The 20,729-nt window shown below is 67.0% G+C and carries 19 protein-coding genes and 1 other RNA gene; 12 read left to right on the top strand and 8 right to left on the bottom strand.

Going from position 1 to position 20,729, the window contains the following annotated elements; all coding sequences use genetic code 11:
• Nucleotides 1-209 precede the first annotated feature (209 nt).
• The gene (gene ssb / locus H5T60_01720; protein ID MBC7241147.1) at nucleotides 210-620 is read right to left on the bottom strand and encodes a single-stranded DNA-binding protein; all 411 of its coding nucleotides are present in this window, start codon (nucleotides 618-620) and stop codon (nucleotides 210-212) included.
• A gap of 210 nt (nucleotides 621-830) precedes the next feature.
• On the opposite strand from ssb, the gene H5T60_01715 reads away from it, so the two are divergent.
• The 8 genes from H5T60_01715 (at nucleotide 831) to H5T60_01680 (ending at nucleotide 9,319) form a co-directional block, all read left to right on the top strand.
• Nucleotides 831-1,769 (top strand): dihydrodipicolinate synthase family protein, encoded by a 939-nt coding sequence (locus H5T60_01715; GenBank protein ID MBC7241146.1) that lies wholly within the window; start codon nucleotides 831-833, stop codon nucleotides 1,767-1,769.
• A 111-nt stretch (nucleotides 1,770-1,880) separates the two neighbouring features.
• Nucleotides 1,881-3,149, top strand: a complete 1,269-nt coding sequence (gene fabF, locus H5T60_01710; protein MBC7241145.1) for a beta-ketoacyl-ACP synthase II — start codon at nucleotides 1,881-1,883, stop codon at nucleotides 3,147-3,149.
• A gap of 178 nt (nucleotides 3,150-3,327) precedes the next feature.
• Nucleotides 3,328-5,373 (top strand): hypothetical protein, encoded by a 2,046-nt coding sequence (locus H5T60_01705; protein MBC7241144.1) that lies wholly within the window; start codon nucleotides 3,328-3,330, stop codon nucleotides 5,371-5,373.
• Between the two features lie 14 nt (nucleotides 5,374-5,387).
• A complete protein-coding gene (locus H5T60_01700) occupies nucleotides 5,388-5,687 on the top strand; it encodes a hypothetical protein (GenBank protein MBC7241143.1) in 300 nt (99 codons plus the stop codon).
• A gap of 50 nt (nucleotides 5,688-5,737) precedes the next feature.
• Nucleotides 5,738-5,959 (top strand): hypothetical protein, encoded by a 222-nt coding sequence (locus H5T60_01695; protein ID MBC7241142.1) that lies wholly within the window; start codon nucleotides 5,738-5,740, stop codon nucleotides 5,957-5,959.
• Between the two features lie 38 nt (nucleotides 5,960-5,997).
• Nucleotides 5,998-7,287, top strand: a complete 1,290-nt coding sequence (locus H5T60_01690; protein MBC7241141.1) for an SH3 domain-containing protein — start codon at nucleotides 5,998-6,000, stop codon at nucleotides 7,285-7,287.
• Nucleotides 7,288-7,318: 31 nt separating this feature from the next.
• Nucleotides 7,319-7,669 carry a hypothetical protein gene (locus H5T60_01685; GenBank protein MBC7241140.1) on the top strand — a complete coding sequence of 117 codons (351 nt, stop codon included), beginning with the start codon at nucleotides 7,319-7,321 and terminating at the stop codon, nucleotides 7,667-7,669.
• Nucleotides 7,670-7,702: 33 nt separating this feature from the next.
• Nucleotides 7,703-9,319, top strand: a complete 1,617-nt coding sequence (locus H5T60_01680; protein MBC7241139.1) for a M6 family metalloprotease domain-containing protein — start codon at nucleotides 7,703-7,705, stop codon at nucleotides 9,317-9,319.
• A 3-nt stretch (nucleotides 9,320-9,322) separates the two neighbouring features.
• On the opposite strand, the gene H5T60_01675 is transcribed toward H5T60_01680, so the two are convergent.
• Nucleotides 9,323-10,471 (bottom strand): hypothetical protein, encoded by a 1,149-nt coding sequence (locus H5T60_01675; GenBank protein ID MBC7241138.1) that lies wholly within the window; start codon nucleotides 10,469-10,471, stop codon nucleotides 9,323-9,325.
• Between the two features lie 216 nt (nucleotides 10,472-10,687).
• On the opposite strand from H5T60_01675, the gene ffs reads away from it, so the two are divergent.
• Nucleotides 10,688-10,951: signal recognition particle sRNA large type (gene ffs, locus H5T60_01670), an RNA gene on the top strand.
• Between the two features lie 49 nt (nucleotides 10,952-11,000).
• Nucleotides 11,001-12,266, top strand: coding sequence for an NAD(P)/FAD-dependent oxidoreductase (locus tag H5T60_01665; protein MBC7241137.1), 1,266 nt, complete (start codon nucleotides 11,001-11,003; stop codon nucleotides 12,264-12,266).
• Here H5T60_01665 and H5T60_01660 read toward each other — a convergent pair.
• Genes H5T60_01660 through H5T60_01640 form a run of 5 tightly spaced genes read right to left on the bottom strand, consistent with a single transcriptional unit; the run spans nucleotide 12,250 to nucleotide 18,036 of the window.
• Nucleotides 12,250-15,138 carry a glycosyltransferase family 39 protein gene (locus tag H5T60_01660; GenBank protein ID MBC7241136.1) on the bottom strand — a complete coding sequence of 963 codons (2,889 nt, stop codon included), beginning with the start codon at nucleotides 15,136-15,138 and terminating at the stop codon, nucleotides 12,250-12,252. The two genes, H5T60_01665 and H5T60_01660, sit on opposite strands and share 17 nt — an antisense overlap.
• 23 nt (nucleotides 15,139-15,161) lie before the next feature.
• Nucleotides 15,162-16,376 (bottom strand): L-serine ammonia-lyase, iron-sulfur-dependent, subunit alpha, encoded by a 1,215-nt coding sequence (locus H5T60_01655; GenBank protein ID MBC7241135.1) that lies wholly within the window; start codon nucleotides 16,374-16,376, stop codon nucleotides 15,162-15,164.
• A gap of 13 nt (nucleotides 16,377-16,389) precedes the next feature.
• The gene (locus tag H5T60_01650) at nucleotides 16,390-16,800 is read right to left on the bottom strand and encodes a hypothetical protein (GenBank protein ID MBC7241134.1); all 411 of its coding nucleotides are present in this window, start codon (nucleotides 16,798-16,800) and stop codon (nucleotides 16,390-16,392) included.
• Between the two features lies 1 nt (nucleotide 16,801).
• A complete protein-coding gene (locus H5T60_01645) occupies nucleotides 16,802-17,794 on the bottom strand; it encodes a membrane dipeptidase (protein MBC7241133.1) in 993 nt (330 codons plus the stop codon).
• A complete protein-coding gene (locus H5T60_01640; GenBank protein MBC7241132.1) occupies nucleotides 17,791-18,036 on the bottom strand; it encodes a hypothetical protein in 246 nt (81 codons plus the stop codon). The genes H5T60_01645 and H5T60_01640 overlap by 4 nt, the downstream gene beginning before the upstream one ends.
• Nucleotides 18,037-18,156: 120 nt before the next feature.
• On the opposite strand from H5T60_01640, the gene H5T60_01635 reads away from it, so the two are divergent.
• Nucleotides 18,157-18,777: a histidine phosphatase family protein gene (locus H5T60_01635; GenBank protein ID MBC7241131.1), complete on the top strand. Its 621-nt coding sequence runs from the start codon at nucleotides 18,157-18,159 to the stop codon at nucleotides 18,775-18,777.
• Between the two features lie 28 nt (nucleotides 18,778-18,805).
• Here H5T60_01635 and H5T60_01630 read toward each other — a convergent pair whose 3' ends face one another.
• Nucleotides 18,806-19,537, bottom strand: a complete 732-nt coding sequence (locus tag H5T60_01630) for a LysM peptidoglycan-binding domain-containing protein (protein ID MBC7241130.1) — start codon at nucleotides 19,535-19,537, stop codon at nucleotides 18,806-18,808.
• Between the two features lie 141 nt (nucleotides 19,538-19,678).
• On the opposite strand from H5T60_01630, the gene H5T60_01625 reads away from it, so the two are divergent.
• The coding region (locus H5T60_01625) for a histidine--tRNA ligase family protein (protein MBC7241129.1) at nucleotides 19,679-20,729 on the top strand (1,051 nt) is incomplete at its 3' end.

Below are 20,729 nucleotides of genomic sequence, written 5' to 3'. Positions count from 1 at the left end.
CCGCCGGCGCCACTTTGTACCTTCCCATAAAACCCACGAGAGCTGAGGACCCCCCACGTCCTCAGCTCTCTATGTGAAAAGGAGGAGAAGAAGAGACTGGTTCAATTGTCACTTGCAATATATCCCGCCGGCGCGCAGGAAACTGGACGCGAAGCTGACGATTTCCCTACGCAAAGCCGGCGCGGCCCATTCCCCGTGCGATCCGCTAGCTAGAACGGCAGGTCCTCTTCGCTCTCCGGCAGTTCCATGCCGGGCTCCACCCCTGGCGCCTCGCCGCGGCCGCCGACAAAGCGCACTACCCGCGCCCGCACCTCGAACGAGGCGCGCGGATTGCCGTTCTGGTCGGTCCAGATGCGCGGCCCGCCAGTGTTCGGGTCAGCCACCAGGGTGCCCTCGACCAGCACCTGCCGGCCCTTGGACAGGTACTCATTGCAGACCTCGGCCTGCTTGCCCCATACCGTCACCCGCCACCAGGTAGTGCGCTCCTGCGTCTCCCCGCTCTGATCCACCCAGCGCTCATTGGTGGCCACGTTGAAGTTCGTCACCGGCGTCCCGTTCGGCGTATAGCGCATGATAGGGTCACCGCCCAGATTGCCCAACAGAATCACTCGATGAAACATGTGTTCGCTCCTTTCCCTGTAGCATCAAACGGATGATAAGTGTATCTTTATCATACTGCAAGTTCCGCGCGCTGTCAACGGCGGGGCGGGCGGGTTGCGACCTTCCATTTGTAGGTTGACGGAACGCGCCGGCTGACATATACTTGTTGGGTATGATGGTCTGACCACCCGCCGGCTGACTGCATCCGCTTCCCACAAAAGGAGCCCAGCATGAACACTGATGAAGTGAAGTCCCTCCTGCGGGGACCGGTCGCCCCGGTGCTCACCGTGTACGACGAGGACGGAGAGGTAGACCTGGATGCCATCCAGTCCAACGTGGACCAGCAGATTCGGCGGGGCCTGGTCGCCGGCAAGGGGACCCTGCTGGCCGCCGGCGCCGGCGGAGACTTCCCCCTGCTGACCACGGATGAGCGCAAAGCGATTATAGGCGCCATCTGCGAGGCAGCGCGGGGGCGCGCCGTCGTCATCGGCTGCGCGCAGTCCCCTTCCACCCGAGAGGCGATCACGCTGGCGCAGTACGCCCAGTCTGCCGGCTGTCATGCCGTACAGCTCAGCCCACCATGGTACTACGCGCCGCTCCCCCAGCAGGTGTATGAGTTCTTCCGGGCCGTCGCCACCAACATTGATATTCCCATCATGGTGTACCATACGCCCTGGCTCGGATGCACCATGGAGGTGGATCTCATCGAGCGGCTGGCCGGCGATTTCCCCAATATCCGGGCGCTGAAGTGGGTCGGCGTGAACGAGTTCCAGCACGTGGACGCCTATATCCGGCTGGCGCCGCACATGGCCATCATCGACAACGCCTGGCAGCCCGTGCAGAGCTTCCTGCTGGGCGCCACAGGCTATGTCTCGCACCTGGCCAACGTCTGGCCGGAGCATGAGGTGCACTTTTGGGAGATGTTGGAACAGGGCGACCTGGCCGGCGCCCTGCGGGAATATACCAGCGTGTACTGGCAGTGGGTGACCTTACGCGTCTGGGCCGGCCAGCATATTTCCAGCGGCGAATCCTTCCTGGTCAAGCGCGCCGCGGAGCTGACCGGCTTCATCGGCGGCCCGGACCGCGGCCCCATGCGCACGCTGACCGAAGAGGAGCGCCGGCATGTGCGGGAGGCCCTCCAGCGCATGGGCGCGCCGCTCATCAACTAGGTGACAGCCACCAGAACGGGATTGTCGGGAACGGCTGGATTTGGGCCGGGAAGTGTTTGCAGGTATAATCTTGGAGATCCATGGACCGATTTCACCCAGGAGAACCAGCACATGCACCATCGGCCTGCATCACGCGTGGTCATCACCGGCCTTGGGGCCGTATCCCCTCTGGGATTAAACCTGCCCGATACATGGAGCGCCCTGCTCGCCGGCCAGTGCGGTATCTCCACCATCGATGATCTGGAGCTTGGGGATTTTCCCTGCCGGCTGGCCGCCCGGGTGCGCGATTTTGACCCCACCCAGTACATGAATCCCAAAGAAGCGCGCCGCACAGCGCGGCAAACCCAGTTCGCGCTGGCCGCGTTCGAAGAGGCGCGCCGGCAGGCCGGCCTGGATTGCCCCCCGCCCGACCCGTCTCGTCTGGCGGTATCGGTGGGCTCTGCCCTGGGGGGCACGCCCATCATCGAGGAACAGTCCGTCATCCTCCATGCCCAAGGCCCGCGCCGCATCAACCCGACCTTCGTGCCGGCGGTGCTGGTGAACATGCCGGCCTGCCAGCTCGCCATCCAGGCCGGCGCCACTGGCCCGGTGCTGACGCCGGCCGCCGCCTGCACCACCGGCATCGTGGCCATCGGCGACGCCTTTCGCCTGCTCCAGCGCGGCGAGGCCGATGTGGCTATCGCCGGCGGCACGGAGGCGGCCATCTCCCCCATCGCCCTGGCGAGCTTCGGCCGGCTGGGCGCGCTCTCCACCCGCAATGACCAGCCGGCGCTGGCATGCCGGCCTTTCGATGCCCAGCGCGATGGCACCGTGGTGGGCGAAGGAGCCGCCATCCTGATCCTGGAGAGGCTGGAGCACGCCCAACGGCGCGGCGCCCGCATCCTGGCCGAGGTGGTCGGTTACGGCCTGACCTGCGATGCCTATCACCAGGTGATGCCCGAGCCGACCGGGGCACAGGCGGCTCGCGCCATGGCTTTGGCAATGCAGGAAGCCGGCTGGGAGCCGGCACAGGTGGATTACATCTGCGCCCACGGCACAGGCACGCCCTTGAACGATGCCGCCGAGACGCACGCCATCAAGCAGGCCCTGGGGGAACATGCCTATCGCGCCGCTGTCAGCTCCAACAAGGCGCAGGTCGGACATATGCTGGGGGCCGCCGGCGCCTTTTCAGCGGTCATTGCTGTACAGGCCATGCTGGCCGGCATCATCCCGCCCACCGCCAACCTGGAGAATCCCGACCCCGAGTGCGACCTGGATTACGTGCCGCGGCAGGGCCGGCCGGCGGCCGTTCGCCGCGCCCTGGTCAACGCCTTCGGCTTCGGCGGGCAGAACGGCTGTCTTGCCCTGCAGGCCTGGGAGGATACCCCCTCCGGGCGCTAATGTCCGCATGAGGCCGGCCCTTCTGCAGCATGTCTCCACGCCCGGCATGCCGCGTGGGCCTCTTCGCTGCCTTGAATTTCGCCGGCGATTGGACAGGCTCGCCGGCATATGTTACAATGCAGGCGGCGAAGTGGCATACACGCGCGCATGGAGGGCCATCCGCTCGGGAGGAAAGCGCATGCTCCGAGGTTATCCCCGCCTGGTGTTGGCACTCATCTGCCTGCTTATCGTAACAGTCATCAACGGTGGGTGCGCGCTGGGGCGCGGCCCTGTCCGGCCGGCCGTCACCATCCTGTCCCCCCAGAACGGCCAGCGCCTGACCGTCGGCCAGGAGGTCGAGGTCAAATCGGTGGCGCTCGACACGCGGGGGATCGACCACATCGAGCTGTGGGTGGATGGAGTGCGGGTGCAGAGCATCTCGCCGGACTCCAGCCAGGAACCGACCGCCTGGGAAGCGAGCTTCCGATGGAAGCCCGGCACCGCCGGCCGGCACCAACTGGCGGTGCAGGCGGTGAACCGCGCCGGCGTGACCAGCGCGCCCTTCGCCATCGTCGTGGATGTGGTGCCGGCCGAGGCCATCAGCATGCCGGCCACCCCCACACCGACCGCAACGCCTCCTCCTACCCAGGAACAGCCCTCCCCCACGCCTCCGCCGGCCGCCTGCCTGAACAACGCTACTTTTGTCGCCGACATCACCGTGCCGGATGAGACGCCTTTCCGTCCCGGGGACACCTTCGAGAAAATCTGGCGTATGCGCAACAGCGGCACCTGCCCCTGGGACAGCCGTTATGCCTGGGTCTTCGAATCCGGCGAGGCCATGACCGCTCAGTGGGCGGTGGAGGTCCCGCCAACGGTTCCGGGGGCGGATGCGGATATCGCTGTGCGCATGACCGCGCCGGCCCAACCCGGTCGCTATATCGGCCGCTGGCGCATGCAGGGGCCGGACGGACAGTTCTTCGGACAGCGGGCAACGGTGATCATCGTGGTCATCCCGGCCGGCCTCACACCGCCGGCCGCGCCGGCACATCTGGAGGCGGAGTTTGCCCCGCCCGACATGGTGGTCCTCCGCTGGGTGGATCAGTCGGACAACGAGCAGGGCGTGCGCATATATACCGATGACGGCCGCACTCTCCTGGCCGACATCCCCACCCCCGACGTCACCGAGGCCCGCATTCAGCACGTGCCCTGCGGGCAGGAAGTGCGCTTCATCGTGAGGACGTACAACCAGGCCGGCGAGTCGGAGCCGGGTGCCAGCGTGACCCTGCGAACGCCGGACTGCGCCGCCGGCCTGCCGGTCATCCACTACTTCACCGCGGAGCCGGCGGAGATCGCGGCCGGCCAAAAGGCGCTCCTGCGCTGGGACCTGGAAGGGGCGCGAGAGGCGCGCATTTTCCCCGGCGGTGAGGCCGGCGTCGTTGCGCCGGGCCAAATGGAGGTCTCTCCGACGCAGACCACTACCTACCGGCTGGTGGCGGTGAATGAGCTGGGAACGGTGGAGGCGCGCGTCACGGTGACGGTGCGGGAGGGGGCCGCCGGCGTGCCGGCCGTGCGCTTGACCATCTCCCCGAGCGCCGTCGGCCAGGGCGAGCCGTTCCGCATCACAGTGTCGGGCGAGGCCGAGGACGGGCTGAACTCCATCTGGTGGTGGGGGGAGGGGACGGGCGATGCGGAGCTGGACGCGGTGCACGCCCATCCCTGTCAGGGCGCCGGCCAGTGCTCGCAAGGTTGGGATATGCGCACGGAGGTGAGCGGCGAGCTGACTTTCCGCGCCAATGCCCGTTCCAACGCCGGCGTGCAGGCGGATCAGGGAGGCACCCTGCCGGCGGCCCGCCTGCAGGTCGTCCCGGTGCTCGTGCGGGCGCGCGACGTGCGGGTGAGCGGGGAACAATGCCTGGACCTGGAGACGGGGAGCGCCGGCGACTGCGGGCCGGCGATGGATGTCCGCTTCCTCTATGACGCGGTGGACGGCTGGAACCTGCAGGGCATCAACGGCGGACAGGTGGTGGGCCTGGGTGTTCAGCCGGCCATCGAGGCCATCAGCTACGGGGATGTGCGCGCTACCACCGACTGGCTCTCTCAAATCGCCGTCGGGCCGCGCCCCGGCGCTTCAACGCCGACCCACACCCTGGTCGCTGTGCGCACGGGAGCCGGCCATTTTGCCAAGCTGTTCTTCCGGGCGGATGCCGGCGCCCTGCTCGTGGAAGTCCTGACCTACGCGGAGTAGAAAGGAACTGGCCGATGAACCTGCGGGGATGGAGCTACATCGCCCAAATCGTGTTGAGCCTGGAAGCGCTGGTACTGCTGGCCCTGGCCCTGCTGATCGCCTATTTCCTGGTGCGGGGGATGAACGCGGTGTTAAGAGCCGTGCCGGCCTACCTGCGGCAGGTGCACCAGATACTGGAGCAGGCGCGCGGCTACGTCGAACTGGCCTGCCGGCTCCTCATCTCGCCCATCACCGCGGTCGAATCCTTTTTGGCAAAGGTGCGCGGCATGGGGCGGGGCCTGCGGAAATGGCTGGCCGGCGAACTGTTCTCTTGACTTCCAGCGGCATCATCCGTGATTCATACGATTGCACTGAGGAGGAAGAAGTGCGCACCCGAACGACTGGCGTCTTGATCGGCGGATTGATAGGGGCCCTGCTGGGGGCATTGGCGGCCTGGATCATCCTGGAGGAGAAAGAAGGGGTGGAAACGGGGCCGGCCGGCAGAGGTCACGGCCGGCGCGACCTCTCCGCCAGCGACGTCCTCAAAGTGCTGATGTCCGCGGTCGCCCTCGTCCAGCAGATCGCGAAACTGCGACAGCGTGTGTGAAGGGGGATGCCGCGCCGGCGGCCCAGGGGTAGGACGCAGTGAACGCCTGGTCCCGTTCCCAATGGGGAGTGCTCATCGGCATCCTGCTCCTGTTCAACGTCCTGGCGTTCGGCAGTCTGCTGGCCTTGTGGCGCGAGGAGACGGCAGTGCCGGCGCGCCGGCCCGCCAGCATAGTGGGAGAGATACTGCCCTCCCCGACTTTCGTGCCGGCGGCCAGCACGACTCTGGCCGAGGCTTCGACGGCTGTACCGAGGGGGCCGGCCGCGACCGCAACCCCTTCCCCAACCCTCATCCCTTCTCCCACCATTCGCGTCCCGATCTTGGCGGACAATCTCCGGGTGCGGCATGGGCCAGGCACCGCTTTCCCCGTGCGCACCCAGGTGGCGCGGGACACGCCCGTAACCATCGTCGGCCGGTCAGAGGACAGCCAGTGGCTGGAGGTGATCCTGCCGAACCGGGAGCACGGTTGGATCGCGGCGGAATACGCGGCACTGCCTCTGCCGGCGGTGCTCCTCCCTGTGGCCACTGGCGTCATCCCCACCCCCACATATACCCCGACAGCCACACGTACACCGACGCATTCCCCGACGCCCAGCCCATCCGCGACGCTCACGCGTACGCCCACCGCATCCCCCACCTTCACGCGGACGCCGACAAGTACCCCCACGCCGCCGCCCACCACAACGCCAACCGCCGCGGAGCGGCCGGCGCGGCAAACCGCGACGCCCACATCTCAGCCGACCCCCACCCCTTCTGCCGGCCAGTCGGTCGTGCTGGGGGTGGTGAGCACGCACGTTGGCCGGGACGGTTCGGATTCATATCTGGTGATCGGCGAGATTCGCAACGATGAAACCGTGCCGGTCCAGGACCCGCGGGTAGAGGTTACTTTCTACGACGAGCGTTCTCGATTAGTGGACCGTGTGGTGGTCGCCCCCTTGGTGCGGGCACTGCCGCCGGGAGGACGCGGCCCCTTCGCGCTGGTCTTCCCCTATGGGGGGACGCTGGGCGGCATCAGTGTGCGCGCTGCGGCGGTGCCGGCGCCGGCGCTGGAACTGCCGGCCCTGGAACTGCTGTATCGGCGCGGGTCCCAGGACGGCAGTACCTACCGGGTTACAGGAAACGTCCGCAACGCCGGCCGGCGCTCCCTGACCAAAGTGCGGGCTATCGTGTCGCTGTACGGTCCCGACGGCGGGATCCAGGACGCCACCGTATGCTTCGTGCGGCCGGCCACCCTGGAAGCCGGGGAGACCGGCGCGTTCGACTGTCCTTTCCCTCAGCGCCAGCCGGCGGCCAGCTTCGCGGTCTATCTGGAAGCAGAGGCGCAGTAATTGTGGGCGGATGCCCTGAGGAGACGACGGAATGGAAAGGCCCTTGCTGCCGGTGCGGGCCATGCCCAACGCCGGCCTGGTCACCGGCCATATCCATGCCTTGACCGAACACCCCCGGCGGGAGCAGGACGTGGTCCTGCGCCTGCATGTGGAGCGCGCTGATGACCTTCCCGACCTGCCCAACTTTGTCGCTTCCGAAGTGGGGAAAGAGGTGGAGGTGGTGCTCCGGCGCGGCGGGACGGCCGGCCTGCGCGCCGGCGACCGCATCCAGCTCACCGTGCGGTTCGAGGGGGATGAGTACGGCGGCGGCTTCTTTGCCAACGCCTGGGAATGCCGGGTCCTGGGGCCGGCAGGCGAATCGTCCACCTGTGCGGACACGTGACAGCGGGTGAGATCACACCCAGAGGAGGAACGCATGGAAACGCGATGCACGGTTCATGATGCGATGCGGCCGGCACTGGTGGCGCCCAGCCCAGAGGTCCTACAGGCCATGCGGGAGGAGTTCCAGGCCCTGATCGCCGGCGCGCCGCTCAGCCTGCGGCCGCACATCCGGCTGGGAGAGTTCGAACCGCGCGGGCCGGGATTTTCCGACGGGGTCATCTATCCGCCCGGGGAGGTGCCGGAGCGGGTGCTCCGCCTGGCGCCGGCGGCGCCGGCCGGCGCGCCCCTGGGGCCAGGGCCGGTGCGCGGCGTGGTCAACATCCTGGTGGCGCTGGTGCAGTTCCCGGACCTGCCCCTCTCCGTAGACCCGGCCTATTACCACTCCCTGCTGTTCTCCAGCGGCACCTTCCCCACCGGCAGTCTGCGGGATTACTACACCCAGGCCTCGTATGGCAAGGTGCTCATTGACGGCACTATTATCGGCCCCTACACCCTGCCCCAGCCCTACCGCTTTTACACCGGCGAGCGCTCCGGCATGGGGGAGTATCCGAACAATGCACAGCGGATGACAGAGGATGCGCTGGAACTGATTGACCCGGATGTGGATTTCTCCCGCTTCGATCCCAACGGCGACGGCTATGTGGATGCCCTGGTCATCGTGCACGCCGGCCCGGGCGCCGAATCCATCCCCACCGCCGACCGCATCCATCACATCTGGTCGCACAAATGGGTGCTGAGCCAGAAGCAGTCGCGCGACGGCGTCAACCTGTACGCCTACCTGACCGTGCCGGAGGACGGCCGGCTGGGGGTCTGGGCGCACGAGCTGGGACACCTGCTGTTCCAGTGGCCCGATTTATACGACACCGATTACTCCTCCTCGGGGTTGGGCAATTGGTGCCTGATGGCCGGCGGGAGCTGGAACAACGGCGGCCGCACGCCGGCGCTCCCTTGCGCCTGGTGCCGCATGTCTCAAGGGTGGACCGACACGGCCGTCATCACCGGCCAGGAACGCATCGCCATCCCGCGGGCATCGGAGTATCAGCGCATCTACAAGCTGTGGACCGATGGACTGCCGCAGACCGAGTACTTCCTCCTGGAGAACCGCGCCCGACACGGCTTCGACGCCTACCTGCCCGGCGAGGGCCTGCTCATCTACCATGTGGATGAGACACAAAGCTCCAACGCCAAGGAGCCCCATTATAAGGTGGCGCTCATGCAGGCGGATGGGCTGATGGAGCTGGAGACCAAGGCGGACAGCGGGGACGCCGGCGATCCCTTCCCCGGCTCCACCAACAACCGCTCCTTTGACGATGCCTCCAACCCCTCCAGCCGCTCCCATGCGGGAGCGCCCACGTTCGTGGCGGTGCGGGAGATCAGCGATGCCGGCATCATCATGACGGCGCTGGTAGACGTGCGGTCAGCGGCTGTGCCGGCCGGGCCGCCGGCGCCACAGGAGCCGGCCGCGGCGCGCTCCGTGACCGAGGTGCCGGGCATCGGAGCGGTACGGGCGCGCCGGCTGGCCGAAGCCGGCATCGGGGACCTGGCGGCGCTGGCCGGCTCCGATGTCGGGCAAGTGGCGGAGATCCTGGACGTCTCGGAGGAGACGGCGGCCGGCTTTATCGCCGCGGCGCGCTGGCTGATCTCCCAGTAAGCCTCAGCCGAAGCGGCGATTGTTGTCGGCGCGCCATTTCATGATGGCGAACAGCTCCGCCACCGACTGCACGTCAATACGGTCGATCTGGGCGGTGGGGTTCAGCTTGCGCAGATAGGCCAGCACCTCTTCCGAGGGATTGATGCAGGTGATGGTGTGGCCCAGGTCGCCGTGTACCTTGGCGGCATCGTCCGGGCTTTCGCCGCGCGTACAGCGGAAGCGCAGGAAATAGTGCCGGCAGGCGTCGTACCATGCCCACGGCGTGCCCTGTGGGAACAGGACATAGTGACTGCGATAGGAGGTGGGCTTCACCGTGAGCGTCGCCAGCCGGTCAATGATGCCGCCCAGGGTCTCGAAGGAGTGCCAGGGGGCGACAGCGCCAACGACGAAGATGGCCGCGCCCAGCACATAGTCGTCCTTGGCCAGCTCATCATTGTACCATTTGAGGGACTCCCAGTACTGCTCCTCGCTGACGCCGGTGCGCCAGCCCACGTCCGGCCGGCCGGGATACACCCCCTGGGTCAGCCCGCATTCGGTGATGACGGCGATATGTTTCGGCCCCATGGCCTGCCGGATCGGTTCCATGATGCGGCGGTAGCGCAGGGCCAGCCACATGCCGCCGTTGCCGGCCTGCACCCCCTCCTGGTGCAGGCGCCACATGGTCGGCCAGTCATACTCGTGAAATCCCAAATAGGTGTACAACTGCAGGGTGCGGGGGAAATAGCGCAGCCAGTCCTCGCCCAGATACTGGCCGGTGCCGAAGTTCATGGCGATGGGTTCCATGCCGGCGGCCTTGATGCGCTCCCCAAAGGCTACCTGGAAGCGATCATAGGCGTCGTACTCCTCCGGCGAGCTGGAGTGGGCCAGGCATTCGTTGAAGGATTCCCAGGCGTTGAACAGCTTATAGCGGTTGACCTCGATGTTCAGGACGCGTTCGGCGAAGGCCCGGCCGCGCTCCTCCGGGTTCGGCATAAACACCTGGTTCGGCTCATACAGCCGGCCGATAATGAACGCGTCCGGCAGGACCTCCCGCACCCGCCGCCAGAAACCCACGTCGTGGTCCAGGGTCTTGATCACCGGCGGCCGCACCTTGATGATGGCCTGGAAGACCTCCTCGCTGACGCGATTGACGTGGAACCCGAGCTTAAGCATTGTTCCCACCTCCCACAGATTCCCCTGCTGGCAAGGACTATAGCACATCCGCCGGCGGGCGTCAACAGCCTGTAAGGTGACAGTCACCTCAGAGGTGACTGTCACCTGCTGTCGCCTCACCTGAGCTGACGGTCACCTTGAAGGTAACTGTCAGCTTATTGTCAGCTTGCGCTCCGCTTGACAAATCTCCGCCGGCAAGCATAATATACAATGTGGTCGTGCTAGACGGGGAGCTAGCGGTGCCCTGTACCCGCAATCCGCTATAGCGGGGTCGAATTCCCCTCCGAGGGCCAGATGCTTCTGAGACTGCCCTGGCATCTGGCGTTGAGGATTGGGTCCTACGCGGCGGAAGCCCGTGAACCCCGCCAGGTCCGAGAGGAAGCAACGGTAAGCGGTCACTTCCGGGTGCCGTAGGGGAGCCTGGTCTGAGCTGGGTGCCTGCGGCAAGTCAGGGGATATGGCTCGAAGAGGGGTGCACGACCACATTTTTATGCCGGCGGGCCGGCATCCTACATGAGTGAATCCTGTGATGTCCCAACCAACATACGATGTGATTGTGGTGGGCGGGGGCGCCGCCGGCATGATGGCCGCCGGCCGCGCCGGCGAATGCGGCGCTCGAACCCTCCTGCTGGAAAAAATGCCCCGCCTGGGCACCAAGGTCCGCATCACCGGCAAGGGCCGCTGTAACCTCACCAACATCGCCAGCCGGGAAGTGTTCATCTCCCACTTCGGCTCCCAGGGACGCTTCCTGAACAACGCCTTCGGCCGCTTCTTCTCCGAGGACCTGCGCGCATTACTGGAACGATTCGGCGTGCCCACCAAGGTCGAACGCGGCGGACGCGTCTTCCCCCTCTCCGACCAAGCGCTGGATGTGGTCATCGCCTTGGAGCGCTATATGAGGACGAACCGGGTGGAGATCCGCCTGAATACGCCGGCGCGCGGCCTCATCCTGCGGGATAATGCCATCGCCGGCGTGCGGACCGACGCCGGCCCCATCGCCGGCCGCGCCGTGATCCTGGCCGCTGGCGGCATGTCCTATCCCGGCACCGGCTCCACCGGCGACGCCTATCCCTGGCTGGAAGCACTGGGGCATACCATCCATCCCCTGCGGCCGGCGCTGGTGCCCCTGGAAACGCAGGAGCCCTGGTCCCACGCCCTGGCCGGCCTGACCCTGCGCAACGTGCGCGTGACCCTGTTGGTGAACGGTCAGAAGCGCCACAGCCAGTTCGGGGAAATGCTCTTCACCCACTTTGGCGTCTCCGGCCCCATCATCCTCTCCATGAGCACGCTGGCCGTAGATGCCCTGGCAGAGGGTTGCGTGCAGATATCCATTGACCTGAAGCCGGCCCTGCGCGATGAGGAGCTGGACGCGCGCCTCCAGCGGGAGCTGGACGCACACGGCCGGCAGGCCATAAAGACCATCGCCAAAAACCTCCTGCCCCAGCGGCTCATCCCGCCCGTGCTGGAGCTGGCTGGCATCCCGCCGGATAAGGTCGCCGGGCAGATCACCGCGGCGGAGCGCCGGCGGTTGGCCGGCGTCCTGCGCGACCTGCGCCTGACCGTCACCGGCTCCCGCTCCTTCCGCGAGGCCATGGTCACCGCCGGCGGCGTGGACGTCAACGAGGTGGACCCGCGCACCATGGAGTCAAAGTTGGTGAAGGGCTTATATATCGTCGGGGAACTGCTGGACGTACACGCGGACACCGGCGGCTACAATTTGCAGGCGGCCTTTTCCACTGGCTACGTCGCCGGCGGCGCGGCGGCGGAGCGCGCCCGGGCTATGGCAGAAGGGTGATTTCCCCCAGGTCGGCCGGCTCGGCCGGCCGCAGGCCCGTCTGCGGGTCGTAGAAGCCCACCAGCAGGCGGTAGGTGCCCGGCAGAGCATCGGCCCGCACCGGGATGCGGTAATGATCGAGGATATATTCCCCATCCATCCAGGATAATGTGGGCATTTCCCCATCGGCCGGCACCCCGTCAGCCTGGCCCCAGATGGTGCCGGTGGTGTCCACCAGGTGACAGAACACGTGATACTCCCCAGGAATAGGGCCGATACGATGCCACACCAGGGTAAGCTCCAGCACCTCGCCGGCCCGCGCCTGCCGGGATGAAAGGGTGAAGCCGGCAAGCTCAATGCCGGGCGCCGGCTGGGCGCCGGATGGCTCCGCCGGAGTCACAGGCAGTATCCGCTGGGGCCGGCGGGTCGTCACCGTGACGCGTCCCAATTCCACGTAATCCCGCGTGCGGGCCAGCCAGCCCGCCGGCCGCGCCGCGAGGCGCCGGCCGTCCGCCGCCCGGTACCAGCCCAAGATGAGCCGGTAACAGCCGGCCGGCGTATCCGCCGGCACGTGCAGGGAACGCATGTCTCGCACCAACTGGCCGACGTCCCAGCGCGATGTCGGGAAGCGGCCGGCGTCCGGCGGCCCTTCCTGTGCGGCCACCAACTGCCCCCGGTCGTCCAGAAGCTGGACGAACAGCACCAGCTCCTCCGCCGGCGGCTGTAAGGCATTCCATAAAGTGGTCAGGTGCACGTAGCGGCCGGCCTGGACCTGCCCTTCCGGCAAACTCGTCTCCAGCAGGGCCAGCCTCCCATCGAAAACCGCCAGCGGCCGAAGGCCTTGCGGCGCCCGGTCCCCGGGGGCGGAAAGCTCCGCGGCCTGCATCAGGAGGCGGCCCTTGCCGGCCGGCCACGACGCGCCGCTCTCCGTTTCATACACCCCCACTATCAGGCGGTATGTGCCGGGCGGCAGGCCCAGCGGAGGATGGAGCCGCACCGGATGGCGCACCAGCGCGCCGGCCGGCCATTGGTCCGTGGTATAGAGCGTTCCCAGCGGTTGTTCGTCCGTCTGCGCCCATGTTACGCCGGCGTCATCCACCAACCGGACCGTGACCGCCAGCCGCGGCAGGCCATCCTCCCGCGGACGCCACCACAGCACCGCATCCAGCGGCACACCCCCGTGAAGCTCCGCGGAGGGCGCCTCCATGCCGGCCAGCTCCAGCCGGCCGCCGAATACCACCCCCAGGGCCTCGGCCGAGGCGGGCAGGGAGGCCGGCGTCGGGTGGGTCAGGTAGCCCTGCACCCGCATGTTGCTCAGGCCGGCGAAGGCCGGCGTCTCCTCGAACTTGCGGCCGTGGGCCTCCAGCCAGGCGCGGATGTAGCCGTCCGGGTCGGTGACGGTGTCATAAATGCGGTACACCCATACCCGCTCGTAGTCGGTGAAGAGCCGGCGGAGTTTCTTATCCGCTTCTGCCCGAGGAAGGGCATAAAAGTCGGAGCGCGGGTCCCCCCAGCCCAGGGAGGGAGGGCCGTCCACCGTGCCGGTCTGCACCAGCACCAGCCCCTGCGGCGCGTCCGCGCGGCGGAATGCCTCGCCGTACTCGCTCAGCCGGCCGCGCCAGGCCACCGGCATGTCCAGATAGTAGAGGAGCGTGGGGTAGGCGTAGCCGGCGTTCACCAGCACCACATCGCCCGGGCGCCAGTGTTCCGCCAGGAAGCGCACAGCGGCGCGGTGGTCGTCGGGGGCATAGCGCGGCAGGAAGTGGTACTGCGCCAGGGAGAAGGTGCTGACGAGCGCGATGAGGATGCCAGCCAGCCAGGGTGCGAGACGCCACCTCGCGCCGGCTTCCTCCAGGCCGATGCCCACCAGCACCGCAAAGGCCGGCGCGTAGGTGAACAGATAGCGCACGTGATACAAGGGCGACCAGATGGACAGCAGTTCGATAAGCGCCAGGGGAATGAGGAAATAGCCAGCGGTCAGCAGGAGATGCCGGCCGTTCCGGCGCGCCAGACTCCACGCGCCGGCCAGCGCCAGGGTCAGGATCACCAGCAGGAAGGGCCAGACCTGGGCCGGCTCCACCGATTGGCCGAAGCTCAATGCGGTCAGCGCTTCCAGCAGTACCCTGCCGACCGGCGTCCATTCCCGCCAAGGAGGCACCGGCGGGTTGGTAGCCTGTCGGTAGGCCACCGGCAGCCATGGGGCATAGAGCAGCAGGACGCCGGCCTGTGCCACTGCCCAGGGTATGAGCTGGCGCCGGCGCTGTGCCGGCGGCCGCGCCAGGATTTCGGCCAGCGCCCACACGTTGAGGGCAACCAGCAGGAAGGCGAAGTAGTACAAGGTGTACAGGCCGGCGGCGGAAGCCAGGACATATACCGCCCATCCCAGGGGCTGGCGCCGCGGCGCATGCACCGCCAGCCAGAGGCCGCCGGCGGCCAGCAGTCCCAGCCAGGCGCCCAGGGTGTACATGCGCACTTCCTGGGCATACCAGATATGATAGGGGGAGATGGCCACCAGGAAGGCGGCCCACAGGCCGGCGCGCCGGTATCCCAGGGCGCGCCCCATCCGATAGACCATGGGGATGAGCAGTACCCCGAAGAACAGCGAAAGGAAATTGGCGGCAAACTCCCCCTCGCCGGCCAGCCGGCTCCAATAATGCAAGAGCGCATAGTAGAGCGGCGGATGGATGTCGCCGGCGGTGTGCTGTATCATGGCCGGGATGTCCAGGCCGGCCAGGTACAGGCTGACCCCCTCGTCGTACCAGATGCTTTGCGCCCCCAGCCGGCCCAGCCGCAGGCAAAAGCCGGCCAGGATGATAGCGCCGAGCAGGAGCACCTGCCCTGACGCGATGCGGTGTCTCGATGAGGGCGCAGAAGGGATGGCGTCGCCGGCCATGGCGGGAATTCCCTCGCTTCCGCTCAGGAGCCGGCGCGCCGCTCGCGGGCGTACGCCGCCGCCAGGCCGCCGCCGGCGGTCTCGCGATACAGAGAGGGCAGGTTGTGCCCGGTCTCGCGCATGACCGCCACGACGTCATCGAACGGGATGAGATGGGTGCCGTCCGAGAAAAGGGCGTAATCCGCACAGGTCAGGGCGCGGGTGGCGGCGTGGGCATTGCGCTCGATGCAGGGGATCTGCACCAGGCCGGCCACCGGGTCGCAGGTTAAACCCAGGTGATGCTCCAGCCCCATTTCGGCGGCGTATTCGATCTGGCGCGCCGTGCCGCCCAGCAACTGCGCCGCCGCGGCGGCCGCCATGGCGCAGGCCGCCCCGATCTCGCCCTGACAGCCCACCTCGGCGCCCGATATCGAGGCATTTTCCTTGATCAGGTTGCCCACCAGGCCGGCGGTGGCCAGGGCGCGCAGGATCGCTTTTTCGGAAGGCTCGATGACCTCCTGCAGGTAAGACAAGACCGCCGGCAGGACGCCAGCGGAGCCGCAGGTCGGGGCAGTGACGATGATGCCGCCGGCGGCGTTCTCCTCTGCCACCGCCAGGGCATAGGCCACCAGCAGGCCGGTGCGGCGGAAATGCCGGCCGCCGGTCACCGCCTTGCGGTGAATGGACCAGGCCTTGCGGGTCAGGCCCAAGCCCCCCGGTAGTGCCCCTTCCGCCTCCAGTCCGCGGGCGACGGCGGCGCGCATGGCCTTCCACACCTCGGCAAGGAAATCCCAGATCTCCTTGCCCTCGCAGGCTTCGACATACGCCCAGAGCGGCTGGCCCTCGCGCCCACAGTATTCGTTCAGGATGGCCTCCATCGTTGTAAGCGGGTATACCTGCGGTGATGGGGGGAAACCGTCACCGCGCAGGGCGCCGCCGCCCACGCTGTAGACCTGCCAGGCGCCGATGACACTGCCGGCATCATCCAGCGCTTCCAGGAGCATGCCGTTGGGATGGGCCGGCAGGTACTCGTCCGGCTTCCAGATCAGCTCCACGACGGCCGGCGCCAGCGCCTCATGTACCGCCCGGTCCGCCAGGTGTCCCTTGCCCGTGGCCGCCAGACTGCCGAACAGCGTCACCCGATAGCGCGCCGCATGGGGATATTGCTGTCGAAAAGCACTCGCCGCCCGATGCGGCCCCATCGTATGACTGCTGGAAGGTCCCACGCCGATGCGGAACAGTTCCCGTAATGATTCCATAGGCATCCCCTGACTAGAGGGCCTTGAACACCCGCCCCAGTGATTCACCGTAGACGTGCAGGTCCCACTCGCACAAATACCCAAAGGGTGTAACGGAGACCTCGTAGCCGGCGCCGCGCAGGCGCTCCGCTGTCTCCTCGATCATTTGCTGGGCCAGCGCCGGCTCCGCCTTCCCCTCCGCCAGATGGGTGAAGGAATGCAGGAGTACCTTGCGGAAGCCCCATTTGTTGGCCAGCCACTTGATATTCTTGACCAGCTTGGTGCGCACGCCGGCCCAATCGCCGGCGTCCGCCGGCTCCACATGGATAAAGGCCAGCACGACGTCGCGCAGGTCCTCTTCCTGATCCTGGTCCGGCGCTTCGGGAAGCGTCTTCTCGAACGTGCGGTACCAGAAGCGCCGGGCGGTGAACATTAGGAGCTTCATCTCAGCCGGCCACCTCCTCGAACACGCGCATCCAATTTTCCCCCAGGATTTTGCGCACCGCCTCTTCCGAATATCCGCGCCGCAGGAGCGCCCCGGTGATCATGGGCGTATGGCCGACGTGCTGGAGGAATTCCGCCGTCGGCTGGAAAAAGCCGTCCCAGTCGGAGCCGAGGCCCACATGGTCAATGCCGGCCACCCGCACGATGTGGTCAATGTGGTCAATGAGCTTGTCCAGGGTGGCCTCCTCTGGGTTCTCCGCGATGAAGGCCGGCACGAACGTCACCCCGACCACGCCCCCGCTGGCGGCGATCCGCTCGAGCTGGGCGTCCGTGAGGTTGCGGCGGTGATTGCAGACGGCGCGGGCATTGCCGTGGGAGCAGACGACTGGCCCTTCGTACACCTCAAAGACATGGGCCACGCCGGCCGGCGCCAGATGGGCGATGTCCACCATGATGCCCAGCTTGCGCATCTCCTGCACCAGCCGCACGCCGAACTCGGTCAACCCCCCGCCGGTGCGCTCCTCCGCCACACCGTCGGCGACCTCGTTGCGGTGGTTCCAGGTCAGGCCGATATTGCGCACCCCCAGCCGGTAGAAAGCCCGCAAAACGGTCAGATCGCCCTGCAGGGCGTCCGCGCCCTCCAGCCCCAGGATGCCGGCGATTTTGCCCTCCCGCTTGGCCTGGCGCACATGTTCCGCACGCGTGGCCAGCATGACCTGCGCCGGCCAGCCCTCGACGATCTCGTACATGGTCTCGATCAGGCGCAGGGTCTCCCATGCCGCCTTATGGCGCAGTTCCGGGCGGACGTAGGCGGCGAAAATCTGTGCCGTGATGCCGCCCTCCTGCAGGCGGGGCAGGTCCACCTGCCCCTTGCCCTCATAGCGGTCCCATGGGCGTTCGTTGCCCAGGATGTCCAGCAGTGTGTCGCAATGCCCATCAAAGACGATAGCAGATGCGTGCAGGTTCCGAGCGCGTTCGGAGATCTCCATATTCATCGGTGGGTCTGATCCTCCTGTGTGGGTTGGTCGGTGGATTGGCCGGCGGCCGGGAACTGCCGGCGCAGTTCGGAAAGCCGCGCAGTGTAGCGCACCAGCGTGCGCCACCAGGCGCGGTTCCACTGCGGACTGCGCGGCGTGCGCTCCCGGCTGGTCACGATTTTACGAATGCCCTCTTCCAGGATTTCCTCGGCGGAGCACTGCTCCGCGGCCTCACGTTCCTGATCCTGTCTTGTATCCATACGGTTCAACCTGGGCCCCGATGGCCTTTTTCATCATTCTGCGAAATTTATCACGGGTTTGACATCCCCCTATGCTTCGGGTACAATGGACGCCATCCGAAGGTGGGAGGGCATTGCACCATGACGACATTCTACCTGGTCCGCCACGGCAACACCGTCTGGAACCGCGATATCCGCTTTCGCGGACGCACGGACCTTCCCCTGGACGAGACCGGCCTGGCGCAGGCGCGGGCGACGGCGCAGGCGCTGGCCAAGGTCGGGTTGGCGGCGGTCTTCGCCAGCCCGCTAAAGCGGGCGTTCAACACCGCCGAGCTGATCGCGCAGGCCGCCGGCCTCATCGCCCGCCCCCTGCCGGACCTGATCGACATTGACTTCGGCGAATGGCAGGGCAAAAGCCCCGCCGAGGTGGAACAGGAATATCCGGAGCTGTACCGCCGCTATCTGGAAGCCCCGCACCTCGTGCACTTCCCCGGCGGCGAGAGCCTGGAAGGTGCACGCGCCCGCTTCGTCCAGGGCGTCCTGAAGGTGGCCGAGATGTTCCCGGAGCAGAAGGTCTGCCTGGTCGCTCATCAGGCGGTCAACCGGGTGCTGTTAACGGCGGTGCTGGGCCTGGGCACCGATGCCTACTGGCGCATCAATCAGGATACCTGCTGTATCAACGTCTTTCACTACGACCCTGCTACGTATCGGTTCACGGTGGAGCGCTTGAACGACACCCACCATCTGGCGCATTTGGGCTAGGGACGCCGGCTTCCGGCTCTCATCCCGCTCACCGCATTTCGTGCCGCAGGACGACGCGCCCGCCGGCGTCTTTGATCAACACGGTAGTCCCTTCTTCCCACAGGGCAACGTCCAGCCCCCAATAGAGATTGACCTCATCATCTTGACCAACGCCGGTATGCAGGATGATCGTGCCGTGACCTTTGAGCGTCACGTCCGGAAATGAATAGACATGGCCGCGGCCGTCGCTCACTGACCAACCCTTCAGGTTCAGCGCGGTCGCGCCGGCATTGGTGAGAAAGAGCGCTTCGTGTTGAATATCGCCGGCGCCGATGACGGCGGCAACCTCCAGGCTCGCTCCCTGGGGCCGCGGCGTCGGTTCGGCCGGCGTGCTGGTGACCAGCGGCGTCGGCGGAGCAGCCGGCGTGTGGGTGGCCTCCGGCACCCGGGTGATGACCGCGGACGCGCCGGCGGGGATCAGCAGTCTCTGCCCCACGCTGATGTAATCCGGGTCCGTGATGCCGTTGGCCTGCATCAGGTCCTCCAGGGACACGCGGAAGCGCAGGGCAATGGAGGTCAGGCTGTCCCCGGGCTGTACGACATACAATATCTCGCTCTGGAGTGGGGTGGCCGACGGCGTGGGGCTTGGCCAGGGCAGGGCCATATAGGCCGGCCGGCCCCGTTCCCACTGCCGCAGGGTGACCTGCACCACGACGAAGCTGACGGCGGCCGCGATCATCGCATTGATGAGGATGACCAGTGCCAATTGACGTCTGCTCATGCATCTATCCCGTGCTTCCGGACAGCGTACAGCGGCATTATAACCGTTTCTGGGGCGCTTGACAATCTGTAGGGGACATGAGAGAGGTGACAGTCACCTCCTCCCGACGGGTGTCTCCCAGATGCATACAACGGGGGAAAGATGGTGCGAGATTCTGAGGAAGAACAGGGCATGGAACAGGGGCTTCGACCCGAAACGCCGTCGGGACGAAGCCGGCGCATCGAACGCCTGCGGGGCATGGATGACCTCCTGCCCCCTGCCGCCGTCTGCCAGCGCGGCATCATCGGCCGGCTGAGCCAGGTCGCGGAATCCCACGGGTTCCGTCCCGTGGATGTGCCGGTGTTCGAGTACACCGAGCTGTTCCTGCGCAAATCGGGGGAGGTCCTCGCCCCCAAGCTCTACTCCTTTACCTTTCACAACCGCAGTATCTGCGCCCGGCCGGAATTCACCGCCTCGGTCGGCCGGCTGTATGTGGAGAGCCTGCAGGACGAGCCGCTTCCCCAGCGCCTGTATTATTACGGGCCGGTGTTTCGCTACGAGAAGCCCCAGCGGGGCCGGCGGCGTCAGTTCACCCAGTTCGGCCTGGAGATCATCGGGGGAGAAAGCCCTCTCGCCGACGCGGAGCTGATCCTCCTCGCCTGCGAGGGGCTGGAAGCGGTGGGGGTCGGGAATTTCTGCGTCGTGCTGGGGCATATCGGCGCCATGCTGGATATGCTCAAGCGGCTGAAGCTGGACCGGCGGGCGCGCAACTTCGTGCTCAGCAACCTGGAGAACCTGAGCCGGCCCGACCGCGGCCTGCCCTATGTGGAAGAGCGCCTGCGCGAGCTGTACCTGCCGGCGGAGCACAGCGCCGCGCACCAGCAGTTGGTGAGCGGCGCCAAGCAGGAGGAGGCGCGCGCCGTGCTGAGCGCCCTGCTGGGCCGGCTGAACGCCGAATCGGCACTGGGAAGCCGCACGGTGGACGAGGTGGTGGACGGTGTGCTCAACCAGCTTTCGCGCCCGGACCAGGTGCCGCTCATCCGGCAGGCGCTGGCCCTGGCCGAGCAACTGCATCGCGCCGCCGGCCCACCCCGGGAGGCACTGCCGGCGGCCACCGCCCTGCTGGAACAGCACCACCTCAGCCAGGAGCCCCTTCGCAACCTGACGGACATCGTCGAATTATTACGCGCCGCCGGCATGCCCGAGGAGCGAG

It is taken from the genome of Anaerolineae bacterium (assembly GCA_014360855.1).
In the GTDB taxonomy this organism is placed as follows: domain Bacteria; phylum Chloroflexota; class Anaerolineae; order JACIWP01; family JACIWP01; genus JACIWP01.
This window is presented reverse-complemented; position numbering and strand designations above follow the sequence as displayed.